Origin of the sequence: Microcoleus vaginatus FACHB-2002, from assembly GCF_040004035.1 — a bacterium.
GTDB lineage: Bacteria > Cyanobacteriota > Cyanobacteriia > Cyanobacteriales > Microcoleaceae > Microcoleus > Microcoleus vaginatus_C.
In genome coordinates this window covers 118,012-139,858 of sequence record NZ_JAMPLN010000001.1, presented here as the reverse complement: position 1 = coordinate 139,858, position 21,847 = coordinate 118,012, and the positions used below count along the sequence as shown (strand labels likewise).

General features: G+C 46.0%; 15 protein-coding genes. 10 read left to right on the top strand and 5 right to left on the bottom strand.

Features of this window, described 5'->3' with window-relative positions:
- Positions 1-19 precede the first annotated feature (19 nt).
- Entirely contained in the window at positions 20-784 is a 765-nt protein-coding gene (locus NDI35_RS00535) for a sulfotransferase domain-containing protein (protein WP_445311023.1), read from the top strand.
- A gap of 58 nt (positions 785-842) precedes the next feature.
- Here the strand turns inward: NDI35_RS00535 and NDI35_RS00530 are convergent, their stop codons facing one another.
- Complete coding sequence (locus tag NDI35_RS00530; protein ID WP_445311022.1) at positions 843-1,247, bottom strand: hypothetical protein; 405 nt, start codon at positions 1,245-1,247, stop codon at positions 843-845.
- Complete coding sequence (locus NDI35_RS00525; RefSeq protein WP_445311021.1) at positions 1,240-1,455, bottom strand: hypothetical protein; 216 nt, start codon at positions 1,453-1,455, stop codon at positions 1,240-1,242. The genes NDI35_RS00530 and NDI35_RS00525 overlap by 8 nt, the downstream gene beginning before the upstream one ends.
- Positions 1,456-2,226: 771 nt before the next feature.
- Between NDI35_RS00525 and aroF the strand changes: the two genes are divergently transcribed.
- Positions 2,227-3,087 (top strand): 3-deoxy-7-phosphoheptulonate synthase, encoded by an 861-nt coding sequence (aroF, locus tag NDI35_RS00520; RefSeq protein ID WP_445311020.1) that lies wholly within the window; start codon positions 2,227-2,229, stop codon positions 3,085-3,087.
- A 304-nt stretch (positions 3,088-3,391) separates the two neighbouring features.
- Entirely contained in the window at positions 3,392-3,589 is a 198-nt protein-coding gene (locus NDI35_RS00515; protein WP_333209897.1) for a heavy-metal-associated domain-containing protein, read from the top strand.
- Positions 3,590-3,724: 135 nt separating this feature from the next.
- Here the strand turns inward: NDI35_RS00515 and NDI35_RS00510 are convergent, their stop codons facing one another.
- Entirely contained in the window at positions 3,725-4,132 is a 408-nt protein-coding gene (locus tag NDI35_RS00510; RefSeq protein ID WP_445311222.1) for an ArsR/SmtB family transcription factor, read from the bottom strand.
- Positions 4,133-4,277: 145 nt separating this feature from the next.
- Here NDI35_RS00510 and NDI35_RS00505 point away from each other — a divergent pair, with 145 nt between their 5' ends.
- The 3 genes from NDI35_RS00505 (at position 4,278) to NDI35_RS00495 (ending at position 6,148) form a co-directional block, all read left to right on the top strand.
- Positions 4,278-4,445, top strand: a complete 168-nt coding sequence (locus tag NDI35_RS00505) for a metallothionein (protein WP_333081421.1) — start codon at positions 4,278-4,280, stop codon at positions 4,443-4,445.
- A gap of 288 nt (positions 4,446-4,733) precedes the next feature.
- Positions 4,734-4,994, top strand: a complete 261-nt coding sequence (locus tag NDI35_RS00500; protein ID WP_006631574.1) for a DUF7219 family protein — start codon at positions 4,734-4,736, stop codon at positions 4,992-4,994.
- 23 nt (positions 4,995-5,017) lie between these two features.
- Positions 5,018-6,148 (top strand): serine/threonine-protein kinase, encoded by a 1,131-nt coding sequence (locus tag NDI35_RS00495; protein WP_445311019.1) that lies wholly within the window; start codon positions 5,018-5,020, stop codon positions 6,146-6,148.
- 69 nt (positions 6,149-6,217) lie between these two features.
- On the opposite strand, the gene NDI35_RS00490 is transcribed toward NDI35_RS00495, so the two are convergent.
- Both NDI35_RS00490 and NDI35_RS00485 read right to left on the bottom strand, forming a co-directional pair.
- Positions 6,218-7,351, bottom strand: a complete 1,134-nt coding sequence (locus tag NDI35_RS00490) for a succinylglutamate desuccinylase/aspartoacylase family protein (protein WP_445311018.1) — start codon at positions 7,349-7,351, stop codon at positions 6,218-6,220.
- Positions 7,352-7,439: 88 nt separating this feature from the next.
- On the bottom strand, positions 7,440-9,398 hold the full coding sequence (locus NDI35_RS00485) for an adenylate/guanylate cyclase domain-containing protein (protein ID WP_445311017.1): 1,959 nt from the start codon (positions 9,396-9,398) through the stop codon (positions 7,440-7,442).
- Between the two features lie 506 nt (positions 9,399-9,904).
- Between NDI35_RS00485 and NDI35_RS00480 the strand changes: the two genes are divergently transcribed.
- From NDI35_RS00480 to NDI35_RS00465, 4 genes are all read left to right on the top strand, one after another.
- Positions 9,905-12,655: a DEAD/DEAH box helicase gene (locus NDI35_RS00480; RefSeq protein ID WP_445311016.1), complete on the top strand. Its 2,751-nt coding sequence runs from the start codon at positions 9,905-9,907 to the stop codon at positions 12,653-12,655.
- 418 nt (positions 12,656-13,073) lie between these two features.
- Complete coding sequence (locus tag NDI35_RS00475; protein WP_445311221.1) at positions 13,074-15,815, top strand: family 10 glycosylhydrolase; 2,742 nt, start codon at positions 13,074-13,076, stop codon at positions 15,813-15,815.
- Between the two features lie 514 nt (positions 15,816-16,329).
- Positions 16,330-20,274 (top strand): PAS domain S-box protein, encoded by a 3,945-nt coding sequence (locus NDI35_RS00470; RefSeq protein WP_445311220.1) that lies wholly within the window; start codon positions 16,330-16,332, stop codon positions 20,272-20,274.
- 7 nt (positions 20,275-20,281) lie between these two features.
- Entirely contained in the window at positions 20,282-21,706 is a 1,425-nt protein-coding gene (locus NDI35_RS00465; protein WP_445311015.1) for a hybrid sensor histidine kinase/response regulator, read from the top strand.
- The last annotated feature ends 141 nt before the right edge of the window (positions 21,707-21,847 follow it).

Sequence of the window (21,847 nt, the reverse complement as noted above, 5' to 3'; positions counted from 1 at the left end):
AATATAAAACATACAACCCATGAAACAAACTCCCAAACCCCCCGATTTCATCATCATCGGAGCCCAAAAAGGCGGCACAACATCTCTGTACAATTACCTAATCCAACATCCCCAAATCGCCCCCGCCACCCAAAAAGAAATTCATTACTTCGACTTAAACTTCGATAAAACCTGGGAGTGGTACTGTTCCCAATTTCCCCAGCCCCCAACAGCCGAAAACCTACTAACCGGAGAAGCCAGCCCCTACTACATCTTTCACCCCCAAGTTCCCCAGCGAATTTATGATTTATGTCCCAAAGTTAAAATAATCGCCCTCCTGAGAAACCCCGTAGATCGCGCAATTTCCCACTATTATTACTATATCAAAATAGGCTACGAAACACTCTCATTAGAAGAGGCGATCGCCGCCGAACCCGAAAGACTCAAAGGCGAAATAGAAAAACTCCTAGCCAACCCAACCTACTACAGTTACGAACACCAACACCACAGTTATCTAACCCGCGGCATTTACGCAGATCAACTCCCAGCCTGGATGAAACTTTTTCCCAAATCACAAATCTCAATCATCAAAAGCGAAGACTTGTATAGCAACCCAGCAAAAATCTGCAACAGCGTCCTCGAATTTTTAGACTTACCGCCCCACCAACTAAAAAGCTACGGCAAGCACAACTCCAGCGAATATCCCCCCATCAGCGACACAGTATACGACCAATTAAAAGCATATTTTCGATCGCACAACCAAAGACTAGCCGAATTGTGCGATCGAGATTTCGGCTGGGACTAACAGCGCTTAAGCGCAACTACGTACCTTTTTTGTACCAGTTGCACTCAGGACTAAAATATTAAGCAGCGGCCGTAGCATTTGCTTCCAGAGGCTCGATTTCCTCCGGCGTAGCGTGACGGCGCGGATCATTAAAGCTGCGTGCCGCTAGCCAGTTAGGATTTTGCGCCGCCTCGCAACCAATCACGTAAAGCGAAGATTCGTTAAAAGCAGCCCAGAGAGCATCACAAGCCTGTTTATCCATCAGTGAATCGGCGATGGGGCGATCGTGAATCAGAGCAAATAAATCAAACTCATTTCGTTTTGGATTCCACTGATATTGCAAAATAGGAGCATAACCCATTTCGATCAATTGTGCGATCGCGCGATCGGGCGTATATCCGTCCAAATGCACCCGATTGAGATAGATAGAAACTTGGACATACTCATCTCTGGCAGGTAGGAGTCGGTAATTCGAGTTAGTCATCATTATTTGTCTCCGTGCAGTAGTAATCAGAGCGGCCTGCCATATCGGGGCGTTTTTCAGCCTTCATTTTTTGCTGAGCACATCGTCGCTTAGCATAAAGGTCTTTTTCAATTTCAGTCTCGCCGGGGGCATAAAAAGGACCGTGAGGAAGCAATTCGGCTTCTAAATCCTCCCAAGATTTCTCTGGGTTGTCTGAATCTCTCAGCATTTGTCCCTCGCGGTTTGTTCGAGGATGCCGTTTATTCGATATAGTCGATCGGTCAATCCATTTTAGATTTTAGATTTTAGATTAAAGAATTGAAGCATTGACCCCACGGATAAGTTTGGAGCTTGTTTATCGGATACACGTTTTTTATTTCTCCACGGATGAATCCGGGGGCTTGTATCCTGGATGATTTAACTGGTTCCCAGGCTCAGCCTGGGAACCCCTATCTAGAGGCTCTGCCTCGCTCTTGAAAATCGAGGCAGAGCCTCCGGCTCTGCGTTACCAGGCAGAGCCTAGTAACGAGTAATACCCAAAAAACGACAACCGCGCCGAGTTAAACGGCATTGCCGTTTCCATACATTTTGCAAAAAAATGCTTGACATTCCTACCAGTCTGTGGTAGGTTATCGAATAGTATTGTGTTTAATCCACAAATCGCAGCACTTCAACTATGTTCACAGCCCACAGCAATTTTTATTTTTGGTACTGGAGAGTTCGCCCGGAGTGAATTTACAATTCACTGTGAACATCCGGGCGAACCGCAGATTAACACCTGCGGTTTTGTTTTTTCTACTTCTTTCCCCAACAACCAATCGAGCACAAGCGAAAACAGCAATGACATTATTCAGTAACTGGTACTACAGCTTTTATTTTTGGCCCCACAGGAGTTCTGGGTAAATTGTCGCGCTGTCTTTTCGCACCAACCCGGAACTCCTTAAAAGTTCCGGGTTTTTTATTGTCAACCACCCACTTAAATTTCCAGGAAAATACCCTCATGTTAGAAGCCAAACTCGTAACCAAATCTCATCCCGAACACCAAACAATTGTCAAACTCTCAGAAACAGTCTCAGTCGGCGGCGAAGAATTATTAATCATCGGCGGCCCCTGTACCGTCGAAAGTTCCGCACAAATGGAAACAGTCGCCCGCCAACTATCCGCCGCATCAGTGCAAGCTTTGCGAGGCGGAGTCTACAAACCCCGCACATCTCCCTATGCTTTCCAAGGCATGGGAATTGAGGGACTGGAAATTTTAGCCGATGTCAGTCGCCGTTACAGTTTGCCCGTGGTGACAGAGGTAATGTCGATCGCCCAAATCGAGCCAGTTGTCACCTATGCTGATATGCTGCAAGTAGGCAGTCGGAATATGCAAAACTTCGAGTTACTAAAGGCGATCGGTCAAGCCGGAAAACCAGTCCTGCTAAAACGCGGCTTATCAGCCACAATCGAAGAATTTGTGATGGCCGCCGAATACATTCTCAGTCACGGAAATCCTCATGTAGTTCTCTGCGAAAGAGGCATCCGCAGCTTCGACAATTACACGCGAAACGTATTAGATTTAGGTGCAGTCGTCGCGCTGAAACAGTTAACTCATTTGCCAGTAATTGTAGACCCTTCTCACGCCGTCGGCAAGCGAGAATTAGTCGCACCACTAGCCAAAGCAGCGGTTGCTTGCGGTGCAGACGGATTAATTATTGAGTGTCACCCGCAACCCGAAAAATCAGTTTCTGACGCGCGGCAAGCTCTTTCTTTGGCAGATATGGTAGATTTAGTTGCAAGTTTACAGGCTGTAGCCGCCGCCGTTGGGCGGTGCATACCTGATACTAATTTACATTCACAGGCATTAAGTTTGAAGTGATATTCGTAGGAAATAATGTATAACTTTTAACGTCAAACTCTACAGTCGGTTAAAACTGAATATCTTACACCATTGTCAGCAACAGGCTTTCCGGCCTGTTCCACAAGAAAATTTATCTTTTGTGGAACAGGCCGGAAAGCCTGTTCATAAAAGGTTAATTGAGAATGGTGCAACATATCAGTTTTAACCGAATTGAGCTTTGAGGCAGGGCTTAAACCCCAGCCGAAATCGGGAAAAGCGCGTCTTTCACGAATTTAGATTACAATAAAAAATAATACTGTCATCTACGAAAATTTGCTCAATTATGGCAATACTACTTAACGTTCCCTCGATCGTCTGTTCCGGCTGCGGTGATACAATTACCAAAGCCATCAAAACTGTTGAATCCGACGCTACTGTCAATGTGGATGTCGCAGCTAAGACGGTTACGGTTGAGGCTCAAGCTTCTGAAGAGTCAATTAAACAAGCCGTTGTTGCTACGGGCCACACCGTCCAAGATTGATATTGAGTTTGGTGAGGGCGGGTTTACGAGATTATTGGCATTAGGCCGAAATTATTGGTAAAAGCCGCCCCTACAGAATTTTAAATCCATTATCAATGCCCAATGCCCAATGCCCAATGCCCAATGCCCAAAAGATTATTCTTCGTCTAAGTGTTCGGCGACTGCTTGGTAAAGTTCAAAAACGTGGCGATCGAGTAAACTATAAAAAACTTGTCTCCCAACCTTGCGGTAACTTACCAACCGCATCGCCCGCAATGCCCGCAACTGATGCGATACTGCTGACTCGCTCATACTCAACGCCGCAGCCAAGTCACACACGCACAGTTCTTGTTTTGCCAATACAGATAGCAGCCGCAGGCGGTTCGCATCTCCCAAAAGACTGAAAAACTCAGCCATCCGCTGAGCTTTTGCGGTGTTGAGAACTTGTGTTTGGATGTCCCCTGCCCGTACACTGTCAACTAGGTGCGGTCGATCGCACATTGGTGTATCGTTTTGTTGGTGAGGCTGACTTATCGCTCCATTAACAGCAGAGTTGGGTGACATCTTTTCCCGGCTAATTTTAATTCTCATTTTCATTTTAGTGCGATCGACAACCTTTTGTAACAAAGTTTTTACATTCCCTTGACTAATATCTGAATATGTGTTCAGATATTAGTAGAGACAAACAAACCCACGAGGAAAATCTAAAATGACTACTGCCACCCAAACAAAATGTGCCTGTCCTTCATGTTCGTGCGTTGTCAGCCCCAGCGAAGCCATTGAAAAAGACGGCAAAACATACTGTTCCAGTGCCTGCGCTGACGGCCACCCCAACGGCCAAGGCTGTGGCCACACCGGCTGCGAGTGCCACAAGTAAATATCCACCTTCACCAAAGGTTAATCAACACTTTAAAATCTATCTAAAGGGAGATGCCAAAAGCGCATCTCCCAATTCTTTTGCTTTTAGGTTAAAGAAAAGTTAAAATAAAGCTAACTTAAGGTTAAGACTGCATTAATAGACTAAATACAGAGCGAAAAAGCACAACTGCTACTTACGCAATACAATAGAAGCAAGTTAGCGCCGCGATACTGAGTACCAATAGTGCTATTAAAAACAGAGACCGAACCAAAAGTTGAATACCAAAAGTTTAATTAGGAGGGGGCAATGAAAGAGCGGGAAGATTTTTTACATCCTCGCAATCGCTACTACGGTGATTTCACGCCAGAAAACTTGGCGTTTAATGCCAACTTGCAGGAGTTTGCTCAAAAAATAACTTATATTTGCTCGCTGGAAACTGGGGGGAAAATTAGCGCTGAGAAAGCCTATAAAGATATTAAGATGCTTTGGAAAGACTTAAAATCCTCTAAGAAGCAATTGGGAATTGGTCAAAAACCCCCCAGTACCGAGGAGCAAAATTCACCTTAAAGTCATCGCAGCAAACGCAGCGTTTGCAATCGAAAACCCCTGCGATTGCGAGCGCTGCGTTTTGCTGCGTACCGATTCAATTCCCAGAATACGACTTGCAAGGGGGAGATGAATTTACACTCAGCCATACTTCTTTTCGAGTTGGCGTTGCCCTTGACCCGGAAATTGTCAAAACTGCCGAACATCAAATACCCCCTGTCATTCCCTCAAATCAAGCGAATCTGTGGGAAATGCTCAAAGCTTTTCTGTTGAAAGCTGTGGCGAATGAAAGCAATATCGGAGTTCTCGGCGATTACGTTTTGCTCAAAGAATTGGGTAGGGGAGGTTTTAGTTTAGTTTATTTGGCGCGCCACAAGCGGACTAACGAACAAGTTGCGCTGAAAGTGATGCTGCCAAAAGTAGCGGCAAATCAGCGGGCTGTTAATTGGTTTTTGCGGGAAGTTGAAAATATGAAAGTTTTAAAACATCCCAATGTGGTAGGATTAAAAGAGTTTGGTTATGCTGATGAAACTTTCTTTTTCACAATGGAATACTGCGACGGCGGCAGTGTTGTGGATTTGATGGAAAAACGCGGTTTCAGCACTTTGCCGATTGGTGAGGCTGTGGCTATTATTTTGCAAGTTTTAGAAGGTTTGACTTACATCCATAATGCAGAAATTCCCAATGTCAGATTGGCTGATGGTAGTTTTGCAAAAGGACGGGGCTTGATTCACCGGGATTTGAAACCGGGGAATATTTTTCTGGCGAATGTGGGTGGGAAACAAGTTGCCAAAATTGGGGATTATGGGTTAGCAAAGGCTTTTGACCAAGCGGGTTTAAGCGGCCAAACGATGACTGGTAATGTTGTGGGCACGCCGTATTTTATGCCGCGACAGCAGGTAGTAAATTATAAGTACGCGCAACCGGATGTTGATGTTTGGGCGGCGGCGGCTTGTTTGTATGTGATGATAACGGGATATTCCCCGCGAAATTTGCAGGAGCAAGACCCGTTTTTGGCGGTTTTACAAAATGATGCGGTTCCTGTGTGCGATCGCACATCTGCAATTCCTCAACCGCTAGCCACCGTTATCGATCGCGCTTTAATTGACAATCCTGAAATTTATTATAAAAGTGCAGCGGAATTTAAACAAGCCCTATTCAATAGTATATCGTAATTTATGGTTCGACTAGCAATAGGTTTTCAGAAACCCGGTTTCTTCAAGAAACCGGGTTTCTTGGTATTCTCAATCTGCCATCACAGACAACACATACTCTCCTTGATTTACTGACTGATTTGTCGAAACATCAAAAATGAAAACATCCGACTCAGCACAAACATCAACCAAACTCGGAAATTCCCCATTCTTATTAAAGCTAAGAATTTGATAAAGCCGATCGCACTTTTTGACATAACTCCCCAACTCCACTCGATTTGGTATCATCCCGCCCGCCGGCGCGTAGTATTTGAACACTGAATTCTTGGGGGTAAAAATAACTTGATGATTCGCAGTTTCGGGCAGAGGAAATCCATCTATTTTCAATAAACCCTTACTTGCTAAGTAATTTTTGATGCCCCGCAAGCCATTCGCCACCGACTGGGGATTCATTTCCATCCCCGAACCTAATTCTAAAGTCCAAGCTTCCACGTCAAATTCGATCGCACTTCCCAAGTCGGCCAAAATCTTCTCCAAAGCCAGCCAAGGCTTGAGAAACGCCTCGTCAAAAGCATCGCCGTCGTACTCATCCATCAAGATTGCGCGATCGAGCAAAAAAGCTTTCGCACTCTCCTCGCGGGAATTAAAACAGTAAAGGTAATCTAAACTTTGATTCGTAGAACTGTGCAAGTCCAGCACATAGTCAGCATCCAAACACAATGATTGTAGCTGATATCGGTAAAGTTCGCTGTAGGGGCGACAACTAGGAGCGTTAATTTTTTCCAACTCTTTCGCAAAACTCAAAGCAATCGCTTTTCTGTAATTAACTTTGACAGTATCGGCATCAAGATGGATGTGAGACTTAGCAAAACTCAGAATATCTTCCCCTTGTTTTTCAAAATCCCAGAAAATCCGGTTCCAATTTACCCCATCATAAAGATTGTAGCGACCAGGGGAAAAATGGTGCGATCGCTGACTGACACCCACAGGATTACAAACAGGAACTAGCCAAATTTCCCCGATTAACTGACTGCTGTCCAAAGACCTTAAAAACTCAATTAATTGGTAAATCACAGCATTACCGCTAATCTCAGCGCCGTGGAGGTTAGATTGGAGATAAGCTTTTTTGCCGGGAATCGCACCTTGGAACTGATAGACTTGCAATGAAAGCCGATCGCCCGAAGCAAGCTGCACCACAGGAATACTCGAAATCACAGGAATCATAGACAAGACTCGGAGAGAGGGAACACGTTTAGAAAGGCAGGTGAGACTGGGCAAAACCAATCTTCCCAATTGAAGCATCGATCGGCTTCTAGCTTTTTGGACCGATTAACCAGTAAGTAATCATTTCTCCCCGACCCTTAATAGAAATAGTACCTCTTGGTTCCAGCACATACAGATCTTTCAAATGAGAATATGTGGTCTCTGTTACCTGAATATAGCCCGGTTTACCGTGAGACTCCATGCGAGAAGCCACATTAACGGCATCTCCCCACAAGTCATAAATAAACTTCTTGATGCCAATCACTCCCGCAATGACAGGACCCGTGTTAATGCCAATCCGTATTTGTAGTGAGTTTCCTAAATTGTTGGGTATTGTTTTCATGTAAGCCTGCATTTCTAAAGCCATATCCGCGATCGCCCTGGCATGATCCTCACTGGCGATTGGCAATCCACCCACCACCATGTAAGCATCACCAATGGTTTTAATTTTTTCTAGACCGTACTTTTCCGTCAACTCATCGAAAGCCGAAAAAATTTGGTTCAATCCGGCAACTAATTGCATAGGTTCCATTTGGGCTGAGAGACTGGTGAAACCAACAATATCAGCAAAGAGAATCGTCACTTCTTCAAAATGTTCTGTGGGAGATTCTGCCCGTTTCAAGCGATCGGCAATTTTGGCAGGCAGAATATTGAGTAAAAGCTGTTCCGATCGCTCCTTTTCTTTGCGTAGTTCGGCCGTGCGGATTTCCACTCGATTTTCTAACTCCTCATTAGCTAAGCGTAGGGCTTTTACGGATTCCTTGAGTTTGTCGGTCATGCTGTTGAAAGAATCAGCCACAATAGCCACTTCTTTAATCGAGCCAGCGTCAACTTTTTGGTCGAGATTACCTCGGGCAACTTCTTGAGATGCCTCAGCAAGTTTTAATAATGGGTGAGTAATCCAACGGGCAGTGAGAATACCGATCGCGAGCGCGACGAGTAAGGCTATTAAAACTAGCACGATCGTATTTTGGGTGTTTTCATAGATTTGTGCCATAAAATCTGCTTCTGGAATCACCACCGCAATCAGCCAATCAATACCTTTGCCATCCTTGAGGGGGGATACCTGCACGAACTGTCGCTTACCGTTGAGTAGGTAATCGCCTTGTTGCGATCTTTCAATGCGATCGAAGCTGCCAAAATGCTGCTGCAAATATTGGGCAGTTTCTCTGACTACGGGTTCTTCGCTTTGAATCGCCATCACCAGCTTGGCATTTTCCCCTTTGCCCACAGTCAGAGGTTCATTGGTGGAGCTAGAAAGCATGGAACCTTTGCGATCCATAATGAAAGCATGACCTGTTTTGCCAATTGCCAGACTAGCTAAAAATTTCCTTAAATCTTCTAAAAGCACCACATCCATGGCACAAACCCCTAAGATGTTTCCCGTACTATCGTACACTGGCTCGCTAGCTGTAATCGTGGGCAATCCGCCGGAAAAATCCAGGTAAACCTCACTCCAAATCTGTCGTTTTGCTTCTATGGCGGCAGTGTACCAAGGACGTTTGCGCGGATCGTAGGGGCGGCGTTTTTCTAGCAACTGCTGCCGATTGCCCCGACTATCCATAGCATAATAGTAAAAATTGTAGTCGCTCTCTTGATTGCTAACAGACATGGCGACCGTTGCAGAACCTTGATAAAACAGGCGAGATGCCCCCAGATATTGCCCTTGGGAGTCACCGCAGTAGGATGAATCAATAAAGGTAGAAATTTGTATCTGGGTCAGAAATTGCTTGGCATTGCTGGCATTAACCATATCAAAACTATTCTCAGAAAAAGCTGCTCCATTCAACTGATTAAAATCGTGGGGCCTACCTAGATATTTTCTTAATTCTCCCTCAATCCGGGCAGTGAGTTCATTGCGTAATTGGGCTGCTAGATCGTTAACCGCTTTTTGACCGCTGCGAAAAGACAAATAACTGACTAACCCCACAATTCCAGCGATCTGCAATACAAAGGGCAAAACAAGGGCGATGCGGAGCCGGAATCTGCGATTTTTGATAATTTTCATATAAAAAAAACCGTGATATTTCTGAGATTGACAGGACTTACGCATAAACCCTATAAAAAGGGTGTGCACTGCACACATTACGCCATAAATAGCGTGTCAAAATACTTGGGGCTTAATTCCTGATTTATATTTTTTGTTAATATCATGCTAGATATAACCCTTTGTTTCAGGAACGGCACCTTGGAACTGATAGACTTGCAGTGAAAGCCGATCGCCCGAAGCAAGCTGCACCACAGGAATAGTCGAAATAACTGGAATCATAGAGAAGGAAACGGGGAATGGGGAATTGGGAATTGGGAATTGGGCATGGGGCATGGGGCATGGGCCAAACAGGTAACTGGTAATTGGTAATTGTTACTAATGATTAATGACTAATGACAACTGCCAACAGACTTATTGCTTCCTAGCCGATTTGGTGGCGAAGGTTTAAAATCAATACAGTCCTCTGCTGACTTGCTTTCAGCAAGATTTAAGCATACTTATCCTGCAACCTTATAATAATCCTTGTGCCAGACACTGCCCAGAACCGCCCAGAGCTGGATCTGAAGACCATATTTCCATTCGAGCTAGATAACTTTCAGAGAGAGGCGATCGCCGCCCTCGATGCAGGTAAATCCGTTGTCGTGTGCGCTCCCACAGGCTCGGGGAAAACTTTAATCGGCGAATACGCCATCCATCAAGCACTCTCCAGGGGGCGGCGCGTCTTCTATACCACTCCCCTCAAAGCTCTCTCTAACCAAAAGCTGCGCGACTTCCGCAGTCAATTTGGAGACGACAACGTAGGTTTGCTGACGGGTGACATCTCCGTCAATCGAGATGCGCCGATTTTGGTGATGACTACCGAAATATTTCGGAATATGCTCTACGGTACGCCGATCGGAGAAGTCGGTACTTCCCTCACCGGAGTCGAAACCGTGGTGCTCGACGAGTGTCACTACATGAATGATCGCCAGCGCGGTACCGTCTGGGAAGAATCCATCATCTACTGTTCGAGCGAAATTCAACTGCTCGCCCTCTCAGCAACCGTTGCCAATAGCGACCAACTCACAGACTGGATTAACAAAGTCCACGGGCCCACAGAACTCGTCTACTCAGACTTTCGGCCAGTACCGCTGCAATTCCACTTCGCCAACCAAAAAGGGATATTTCCCCTGCTAGACGACACCGGCAAAAGAGCCAATGTCCGGTTAGTCCCCAAAAAGAAGCAGCAAAAAGTAGAAAGAGGCAGCATCCCCACTCCGAGTTTGACCGATGTTTTAGCCCGGTTGGACGATCGAGATATGCTACCAGCAATTTACTTCATCTTCAGCCGTCGCGGGTGCGACCAAGCAGTCGCAGAAGTCGGCAATTTCTCCCTGGTTAACGAAGCCGAAACAGCCGAACTCAAACGCATCATTGACGATTTTTTACAGCGAAACCCAGAAGCAGAACGCTTCGGTCAAAAAGAAGCACTTTTAAAAGGCATCGCCGCCCACCACGCAGGCATTTTGCCCGCTTGGAAAGGTTTAGTAGAAGAACTCTTTGGCAGAGGTTTGATTAAAGTCGTATTTGCCACCGAAACCCTAGCAGCCGGGATTAATATGCCCGCCCGCACCACAGTCATTTCCACCCTGTCCAAGCGCACCGACAAGGGACACCGACTGCTAAACGCTTCAGAATTCCTGCAAATGGCCGGTCGGGCGGGTCGGCGGGGCATGGACAAGCTGGGGCACGTCGTCGCAGTTCAGACGCGCTTTGAAGGCGCAAAAGAAGCCTCATATTTGGCAACAGCAAAAGCCGACCCCCTCGCCAGTCAGTTTACGCCCAGCTATGGCATGGTGCTGAATTTGCTGCAAACTCACACTCTCGACGAAGCTCAAGAGTTGGTAGAGCGGAGTTTTGGTCAATACCTGTCTACCTTGTACTTGCAGCCGCAGCAAGAAGAATTAGACCGATTGCAAACAGAATTGGCGGTGCTCGAACAGTCCCTGGCGGCCGGAGGAAATGTCTCCACCCTGGAAAAAGAGCTCGCCCATTACGAAAAATTGCAGGCAAGACTCAAAGAAGACAAACGTTTGCTCAAAATTCTCTTGCAGCAAGCTGAAGAAGCCAGATTTAAGGAGATGTCCGTAGCTGTGGCTTTTGCAGTGCTCGGAACGGTTCTGAGTCTCAAAGGCAAGCACGTTCCGACAGCCAAACGATCGCACACAAATCCTGTACCCGCCGTATTGGTTGCCAAAACCCCAGGTTCCGGCCAAGCACCAAATTTAGTGTGCTTGGGCAAAGATAACCGCTGGTATATCGTCGCCATTAGCGATGTCGCTAGCCTGCACGCCGAATTACCCCGCTTGAGCGTTGCAGATACCTTGAACCCGCCGCCGGAAATGGCTCTGAGACTCGGCCAGTGCCGTTTGGGAACTGAAGAAACTGCTTCAATTGCTGCATCTATCCCACAATTGCCGACACCGGAACCGAGCCCAGAGGCGATCGAGCAACAGCAGAAAATCGCAGCCCTAGAAGCTCAGCTAGAAATTCACCCGGTTCTAGAATGGGGAAATCCCGGTACTTTGCTCAAACGCCAGCGCCGCCGGGAAGAATTGAAAAAAGAAATTCGCAAAAGCGAACAAGAGTTAGAAAAGCAGCGAGCTCGCTACTGGGAGCAATTTCTCAACTTAATCGACATCTTGCTTAATTTCGGCTGCTTGGAAAGAGTAGTTTCGGCAACGGGAAACCGAGATGACTCCTCCGACAGGTTGGTACCCACAGTCTTGGGCCAAGCTTGCGCCGCCATTCGCGGCGATAACGAACTTTGGCTGGGTTTGTCCCTGATGTCTGCGGAGTTTGACGAACTCGACCCCCACCACCTCGCTGCTGCTTGCGCGGCCTTAGTTACAGAAGTTTCCAGGCCGGACAGTTGGACTCACTACTCGCTGTCGCCGGAAGTTTTGGCACCTTTGGACAATCTACAAAAAGGCCTGCGCCGCCGATTGTTTCAAGTGCAGTACCGTCACGAAGCTGCAATCCCGATTTGGCTGGAACGGGATTTAGTGACTTTGGTCGAACAGTGGGCTCTGGGAGTTGAATGGCTGGAACTGATTAGCCATACGAGTTTGGATGAAGGGGATGTGGTGCGGATTTTGCGCCGGACTTTGGATTTCTTGTCTCAGATTCCTCATGTTCCTCATGTTTCGGATTCTTTGCGTAGGAATGCTTGTCGGGCGATGCAGTTAATCGATCGATTCCCGGTGAATGAAGCTGCAACGCCAGAAAATTGTTGACAGTTGACTGTTGAGAGTGGGCTGTTGACTGTTGACGGTTGGCTGTTGACTGTTGACGGTTGGCATCTAAATTGTATTTTTGGTTTTTCAACCCAAATGCACGCAGATTTTAATCTAAAATCGTTTCCGGTTGCATTGGTATTGTTCCAATGCCCAAATGACCAAACAGTCAACTGTCAACTGTCATGAGGAATAGACCCAGATTTACATCTAAAATCCAAAATCCAAAATCCAAAATCCAAAATCCAAAATCTAAAATCTAAAATCGATCGATCGCACTTTTTCCTGATTCAGGTTGCAGGGCAGGATAGAAAATTGTATGGTGCGGATCGATCGCTCTTAATTGTTATTGAATTTTTGCCTAGCGGCGTGGTGGGTATTTCTCGTATTTATGCAACAAATCAAAAAGTCTTATCAAATGCCTGATGCCTGCTCCCAGGCTCAAAGAATTCGCTTTTTCACTTTCTTGCAAAGAGTCTTAATGGGAACTCTAGCGAGTACATTAATCAATCTCTTCATCATATTTCCCTCTCCGAGTTTCGCAGAAGTAGTTCTGGGTGTGGTTCGCAGTTCCGAGAATTCTCCCGACTGGGTAAAGATTACCACGCGCCTCTGGGAAGGTGGCATTGCTTACAAACCAATCAATCTCGAAGAAATCAAAAGTACGGCGGATTTAGCAGGTGTTAACGTGCTATTTTTGCCCAACATTGAAACTTTGACTCCGGCACAAATTAAAGTTTTAGAAGCTTGGGCCTCCCAGGGTGGCCGCTTGATTGCTTCGGGCCCCGTCGGTCGAAGTTCCCCAGCCTTGGTGCGCCAATCTTTGCGATCGCTCCTTGGGGCCTATTGGGCTTTTCCGTTAACCCAGCCGGCCACGCCACAACCACGCAGCCGCTGTCGAGATATTGCTTGCACTACTTCTAGCAGTTGGGTGCCACCAGAACAAAAAAATGCCTCAGTCCAAGGCGGTGTCTTGATTCCGGCTGATGCGAACAGTCAAACTATTGCTACTTGGAAAGATAGTTCCGGTTCCTCCGCAGCCATCGCCACGGATCGCGCTACCTATCTCGGCTGGCGCTGGGGTAGCGACGGTTCGGCAAATGTAGATAAGGCTTGGCTGCAAGCCTCGATCGCTCGCTGGGGAGGCACGATCGCTCCGCAGTCCTCCGCGCCGCCCACCGCTGCCGCGACCCCACTGCCAACTCCCCCCTCCAGAGTCACTATAAACAGCCCTAGTTCGCCGCGTACTACCCCGCTGAGCCGACTTTCTCCCTCTGGATCGCTTCCCGATCCAGTTCCTGCAACTTTTACAGATCCTTCGGATCAGTCGGCGCCGGCGGGTTTGGACGTGCAGCCAAATTCCAATAAGCCGATCGTCAGCATTGAAGCTTACTTGATGCGCCAAGAACTCACTAACCTCCTCGGCCGGTTTGAAAGCGCCCTGACAGCATCTAATTCAGCCAATACCGCCATCAATCTCAATGCTGCTACCTCCCCTCAACTGGTGGCGGCAGAACAGGGGGGCGGCGGCCCGGCAGCCAGCCGCTCGCCTGTTCTGCAAGCGGCAACGACGGGGGCGATCGCCCAAGCGCGGCAGGTTTTGCAAACTTTTGACCAACTCCTGCAAGAGCGAAACTACGCGGAGGCTAGAAAGCAGTGGGTGGAAGCGCGGCAGTTGCTGTGGCAAAATTACCCCCAGGAAGGGCAGCGCGTTGGGGCGGAAATTCGGGCGGTTTGGCTCGATCGCGGGACGATCGTCGCAGCGCGATCGGAACAGGGTTTGGCGGCAGTGTTCGATCGGCTCGCCGCCGCCGGTATCAATACTGTTTTCTTTGAAACTTTAAATGCCGGATATACGATTTATCCCAGTCAAGTTGCACCGCAACAAAATCCCCTAACAGTTGGCTGGGACCCGCTGGCATCGGCGGTTAAATTAGCTCACGAGCGAGGCATGGAACTGCACGCTTGGGTTTGGGTTTTTGCCACAGGAAATAAGCGCCACAATACTTTAATTGGCCAGCCTAATTCTTATCCGGGACCTGTGCTTTCCGCCCATCCACAGTGGGCGAATATTGACAATAAAGGACGCACCCAAAATCCTAATGATGGCAAATTTTATCTCGATCCTGCGAACCCGGAAGCGCGTAATTATTTGCTGCGGATTGTCAGCGAAATTGCCAACAACTACAAAGTAGATGGGGTGCAATTAGACTATATTCGCTATCCTTTTCAAGATGACAATGCGAATTTTACTTACGGTTACGGTATTGCGGCGAGGCAGCAATTTAGGCAGTTGACGGGTGCAGATCCGGTGAATATTTCCCCCAGAAACGGCAGTTTGTGGCGGCAGTGGGTTGAGTTTAAAACTAATCAAATTAATAGTTTTGTAGCTGAAGTTTCTCAGCTTTTGCGGCAGAATTATCCGCGCACAATTCTGTCGGTGGCGGTGTTTCCGCACCCGGAAAGTCAGCGGATTTACAAAATTCAGCAAAATTGGGAAGTTTGGGCTCGTCAAGGTATTGTAGATTTGATTGTGCCGATGACTTATGCTTTGGATACTAACCGACTTGAGCGCATTACGGAACCGTTGGTAAAGGAACAAATGCTCGGTTCGGCTTTGATTTCTCCGTCGGTTAAGTTGTTGACTCTCCCACAAGTTGTGGCGATCGACCAAATTCAAGCTTTGCGCGATTTGCCGACTGGGGGCTATGCTATTTTTGCGGTGGAAAGTATCAGCAGCGGGATGCAGGGGTTTTTTAACCGCACTCAAGGCACGCCGGTGCGTTCCACTTCTGCTGCGGAGCCGATTCCTTACCGACAGCCGTTTGCCGCGGCGGCTTCGCGGTATACTGCTCTCAAGCAGGAATGGAGTTTTTTGTTGGCTAACAATCAGTTGCGGGTGTCGGAATCTGAACTAAAAGTTTTGCAAAGTCGATCGGAGGAATTGGCGCAAGCTTTGAGCAAATTGGCGGCAAATCCTTCTACGGAAAGTTTAGCCACTGCTAAAAGATTGTTAAGGGGTTTTCAATCTCAATTTCAATCTTCGATGCGCCTGCATTCTGCCGAAAATAGCTATCAGGTGCAAACTTGGCAAAATCGTTTGGAGAGTTTGGATATGCTGTTACGTTACGGCGAAAGGATGGAGTTGAATCGCAGGTAAATGCAGGTTTTTGGGCGGAGTTCTTGTGTAGCTACTCTTGGTTCAAACTGAGATGTTGCACTAAGCTGTTCTGCCTTTAAATTGTCTGTCAAAAAAAATTCAAGTCTTGTGGGGTGGGCGTCCCGCCCGCCCAGAATATACAAATAAAATGCGCGACAGGTTATTCTCGCTTAACAGGCTGGACGGCCTGTTTCACAAAAAGTGCATTTTCTTGTGGGGAGTAGGGGTTGGGCAGGAGAGTCCGCCCGTTCAAGGCTTATTGAGAATGGTGCAATAGATCAGATGATTTCGACTTAGGTCGATCGCGCCCACTTATCTGTATCAGTAGTTACGAAAAAGCTCTGAGTATAAATACGCTATATTGAGTTAAATTGATCGACGGGTACTGTCGTCAGTCAACTACAGCATAAGGAGAAAAGGAAGGGCAAAGGGAACATAATTTACACTCAAAACTCCCAACAATTACCAATGCCCAATGCCCAATGCCCAATTCCCAATTCCTCTTAGGATGAATATGTTTCCTAAACCCCTCAATCGCTTTGCTACCAAAATTATCGGCAAAGCTCCATTACAAACGGTACTCGTGGTTCCTTTTTTAGTGCAAATTGTCGGCACGGTAGGAGTTGTAGGTTGGCTATCTTTTCAAAACGGTCAGCGGGCAGTTAACGAGGTTGCCGCTCAGTTGCGGGGAGAAATTAGCGATCGCATCAAAGACCGCATGGAAAATTATATGTCAATTCCCCACATTGTCAATCACCTGAACGTTCAAGGCATAAAATTGGGGCAGTTGAACCTAGAAGACAACCAAAAACTAGAACATCATTTCCTAGAACAAATTCAATATTTTGATTCGATCAGCATCATTTACACAGGTAAAGAAAATGGAGAACATTCGGGAGCAATCCGCACTAAAGATGGGACTTTGATATCTGCTGCCGACAGCTCTACGGGCAATAAATTAGCTCGCTATACGGGTGACTTTCAGGGAAACCGCCTTCAATTAGTGCAAATTTCACCCAATATTTACGACCCGCGAACTCGCCCTTGGTACATAGCTGCCGCTGCGGCTAAAAAACCTATTTGGACTCCAATCTATACAGATTTTTTGACGAGGGAACTGGCAATTACTGCTGCTTTGCCTATCTACGATGACGCTGGCAAGTTGTTAGGCGTAGCTGGCAGCGATTTGCTGTTTTCCCGAATCAAAGAATTTCTGGTTAGCCTCAAAATTGGTAAGTCGGGGCAAACTTTTCTCATGGAGCGATCGGGGATGTTAATTGCCACTTCAACGGCGAGTCCAGAATTCGTGGTGGAAGGTAAAGAAACAAGGCGCATTAAAGCTTCCGAAAGCGAGAATCCGGTAATTAGCCAAACTGCACAATATTTAGAGAAATCCTACAAAAGCGTAGCTAAAATCAATAATTCTCAACAGCTTACTTTTGATGTTGACCGCAAGCGAAATTTTATTCAGGTAGCTCCTTTTAAAGACGATCGAGGGTTGGATTGGCTGATTGTAGTAGTTGTACCAGAGTCTGACTTTATGGAGCAAATTAACCTCAACACGCGCACGACTTTTTTACTGTCGCTTGCAGCTTTGATGGGGGCGACAATCCTGGGAATTCTTACTGCGAAATGGGTAGTTCAGCCGATTTTAAGATTGAATGCAGCGGCGAAAGCTTTGGCGCGGAATGAATGGGATACAAAGCTCACTCTGAATCGCGAAGATGAACTCGGAGAACTTGCGACTGCTTTTAACAGCATGGCAGAGCAATTGCAGCATTCATTTACTTCCCTCTCAGAAAGCGAAAGCCGAGTCAAACAATTTCTCAATGCAGTACCGCTAGGCATTTTTATTGCAGAGTCAAACGGTCAACCTCACTACATTAACCCTACAGGAGAGAAACTTTTATCTCAAGGAATTGTGGCAGCAGATGCGGAAAAATTGCGTCAATCCTACCGAGTTTATTTAGCTGGAACTCAGGAAATTTACCCAGCGGAACGCGACCCTATTTTAAATGCTTTGCAGGGCAAAAGTGTAACTGTTGATGACATTGAAATCTCCTCCAATAACAAAACTGTTCCCCTGCAAGTTTGGGGGACTCCTATTTACGACGCCCAAGGAAACATTATTTACGGAATGTGCGCTTTTCAAGATATTACGAAACGCAAACTAGCGGAGAAATTATTAAGGGCATACAACCAAAATTTAGCAGTGCAAGTTGCAGCACGCACCGCAGATCTTGCTAAGGCAAAAGAAAAGTTTTCTAAAGCTTTTCGTTCGAGTCCGAATGCGATTACAATTACAAGAATTAGTGACGGTTGCCACCTAGAAGTTAATGATAGTTTTTGCCGGATGATGGGCTACACCCAGGAAGAAATTATCGGTAAAACAGCGGTTGAACTAAACTTTTGGGCGAGTTTGAAAGAGCGTGACCGCATGATTCAAATGTTAAAAAACAAGACAGCAATTCACAATTATGAGCTGAGGTTTCGCAATAAAAATGGTACAGAAAGAACGGCACTGCTGTCTATAGAAACCATCGATATTGACGGAGAAGCTTGTTTTTTGTCGATGTCTAGCGATATTACCGATCGCCAAAAAGCAGAAACTGCCCTCCGGGAAGCCGAAGAAAAGTACCGCAACATTTATGAAAATGCTTTGAATGGAATTTTTCAAACTGCTGTTGACGGGAAATACATCAGCGCTAACCCCGCTTTAGCTAACATCTACGGTTACGACTCGCCGGCAGATTTAATAGCAGCACAGCCGAATTTCAATAACCAGCTTTACGTGAAACCCAACCGCCGCGACGAATTTGCAGCGCTGATGAACGAGTGCGGGATACTATCAAACTTTGAATCGGAAATTTACCGCAAAGATGGCAGCATAATCTGGATTTCGGAAAATTGTCGCGCTGTCTGCGATGAAGCAGGAAATTTACTTTACTACGAAGGTTTTATTAAAGACATTACTGATAACAAACAAGCGGAAATCAAAATGCAGCAGGCGAAAGAAGCGGCCGAAGCAGCAAACAAAGCTAAGAGTACCTTTCTCGCCAATATGAGCCACGAATTGCGATCGCCCCTGAACGCGATTATCGGCTTTGCTCAAGTCTTGATCCGCAGTCAAACTTTGTCTCAGGCAAATCAAGAGAATGTCGGAATTATCCTGCGGAGTGGCGAACATTTACTGGCTTTAATTAACCAAGTTTTAGACTTGTCAAAAATCGAAGCCGGACGCACAACGCTTAATGAAAAAAGCTTCGATTTGTACCAACTAATCGACGATTTAGAAGATATGTTTGCTCTCAAAGCGGAGCAAAAAGGTTTGCAACTAATCTTCGACAGAGACGCAGAAGTTCCCCATTACATTTGTACTGATGAAGTTAAATTGCGGCAAGTCTTAATTAATTTGCTCAATAATGCAATTAAATTTACCTCAGAAGGGGGAGTGTCGGTGCAAGTCAAAGGAGGAAGGCGGAACATACATAAAAATAGCCCTGACCAATTGCCCGATCGCTACTGGCTGCATTTTGAAGTTCAAGATACTGGTGCAGGCATTGCTGCTGAGGAAATCCATCAGTTGTTTGAAGCATTCGTGCAGACGAAAACAGGTAAAGATTCTCAGGAAGGAACGGGTTTAGGTTTAGCTATTAGCCGCCAGTTCGTGCAATTAATGGGAGGTGAAATTACTGTTAGCAGCGAGATCGGAAAAGGTGCATTATTTCAGTTGGACATCCAAGTTCATCTGGTTGAAGCTAGTGATATTGAAAGCAAAAAAACTCAACGTCGAGTTGTTGCCCTCGAACCGAATCAGCCGAGTTATCGCTTGCTAATTGTGGACGACAAACCTTTGAACCGCCAACTGTTAGTAAAACTTCTCAGTCCACTCGGATTTGAGTTGAGAGAAGCAAATAACGGTAAAGAAGCGGTGGATATTTTTATGGAGTGGGAACCGCATCTGATTTGGATGGACATGAGAATGCCTGTCATGGACGGCTATGAGGCAACGAAACAGATTAAAACTACAACTGGCGGGCAAGCAACGGCGATTGTGGCCCTAACTGCTAGCGTTTTGGAGGAAGAACGGGCGGTGATTCTTTCGGCGGGTTGCGATGATTTTATGCGGAAACCGTTCCGCGAGGAGGATATCTTTGTGGCAATGGGAAAACATTTAGGAGTACGCTATATTTATGAAGATTCAACCGCAGTAAGTGCCGCAGGTGTAGAGGAGTCAAGTCAGGAGGTGCTGACACCGGAGGCTTTTGCCTCTCTTTCTCCAGACTGGATGGCCCAATTCAAGCAAAGTATTTTGAGTGTGGACATGGAGGCGATCGCAACTTCGATCGCACAAATCGGCACTGTCAACCCCTCTCTTGCGGCCAAGCTTCAAGAGTGCATTAATAATTTTGAATATGACAGAATTTTGCACATAATCGATCTCAGCGAGAAACCGTAAATACCCGATGCCTTCAACTTCACCTAAAACCAATCGAGCTAATATTTTAGTAGTAGACGATACGCCAGAAAATCTGCGGCTGCTGGCAGGAATTTTGAGCGAAAAAGGCTATCAAGTTCGCCCCGTCCCCAATGGCAAGCTAGCATTGTCTGCTGCTCAAAAAATACCCCCGGATCTAGTGCTGCTGGATATTATGATGCCGGAAATGGACGGCTATCAAGTTTGCCAGCAACTCAAAGCTTCTGAAATTACCAAAGACATTCCTGTTATTTTTATTAGTGCGATCAATGACGTGCTGGATAAAGTTAAAGCTTTTGCAGTGGGCGGAGTTGACTTTATTACTAAACCGTTTCAGGTTGAAGAAGTTTTAGCCCGGATAGAAACTCATTTAAAAATTTGTTCACTGCAACAAACTTTGCAAGAAAAAAATCAAGATTTGGCAACGGCGCTGCATCAACTGCAAGCCACCCAAGAGCATTTGATTCAATCGGAAAAAATGGCAGCCCTGGGACAACTGATTGCCGGCATTGCTCACGAAATCAATACACCCCTGGGCATTATAGGTTCCTCTATTAATAATATAGCTAATTTTTCCGAGGAGTTTTTAGAAAAATTTCCTCAAATTTATCAAGAACTTTCTGACGAAAGCAAAGCTTATTTTTTAGCTTTACTGTACAGAGCCACCCATCAAGAAGTTTTATTCACTAGCAGAGAGAAACGCAAATTTAAGCACCAGTTAGCTGCGGATTTGATGGCAGAATCTGTGGGAAACTCCGAGGAAATTGCGGATACTTTAGTTGACATGGAAATCTACGAAAACATAGAAGATTTGTTGCCGCTTTTTAAATCGCCGGATTGGGAAGTAGTTTTAAATAGTGCTTACCAGTTTGCGAGCTTTAAAAAAAGTATTAGCCTGATCCAAAGAGCAACAGCGAAGTCTGGGAAAGTAGTATTTGCCTTAAAAACCTACGCTCATTTTGATAGCAAACCCGAAAAAGTCCAGGCGAACTTGCACGATGGCATTGAAACGGTGTTAACCCTTTATCAAAATCAACTGAAACACGGTATAGAAGTAGTAAAAAATTATGGAGATTTACCCGAAATTATGTGCTATCCCGATGACTTAAATCAAGTTTGGACGAATCTCGTTCATAATGCCCTGCAAGCAATGGATTATAAAGGTATTTTGACGATTGAAACTCGGCAGCAAGATGCAAATATTTTCCTCAAGTTTACTGATAACGGTAAAGGTATTCCCTCAGAAGTTATTCCCAAAATTTTTCAGCCGTTTTTTACGACTAAATCTGCGGGCGAAGGTAGCGGTTTGGGATTGGATATTGTAAGAAAAATTGTGGAAAAACACGAAGGCACAATTGCTGTAGATTCTGTACCGGGGCAGACAACTTTTACAGTCTCGCTGCCTATTTATTAAACAAAACTTACCCGCAGGGAGCTGATTCCCGGTGACACTCGTCGCTGTCTCGCGGACAAATACAAGATTTATTACAAGAAACCGGGGTGATCTTCGGAAGTCCTATTAAAATAAGATAGGGGACAGATATCCTGCATCCTT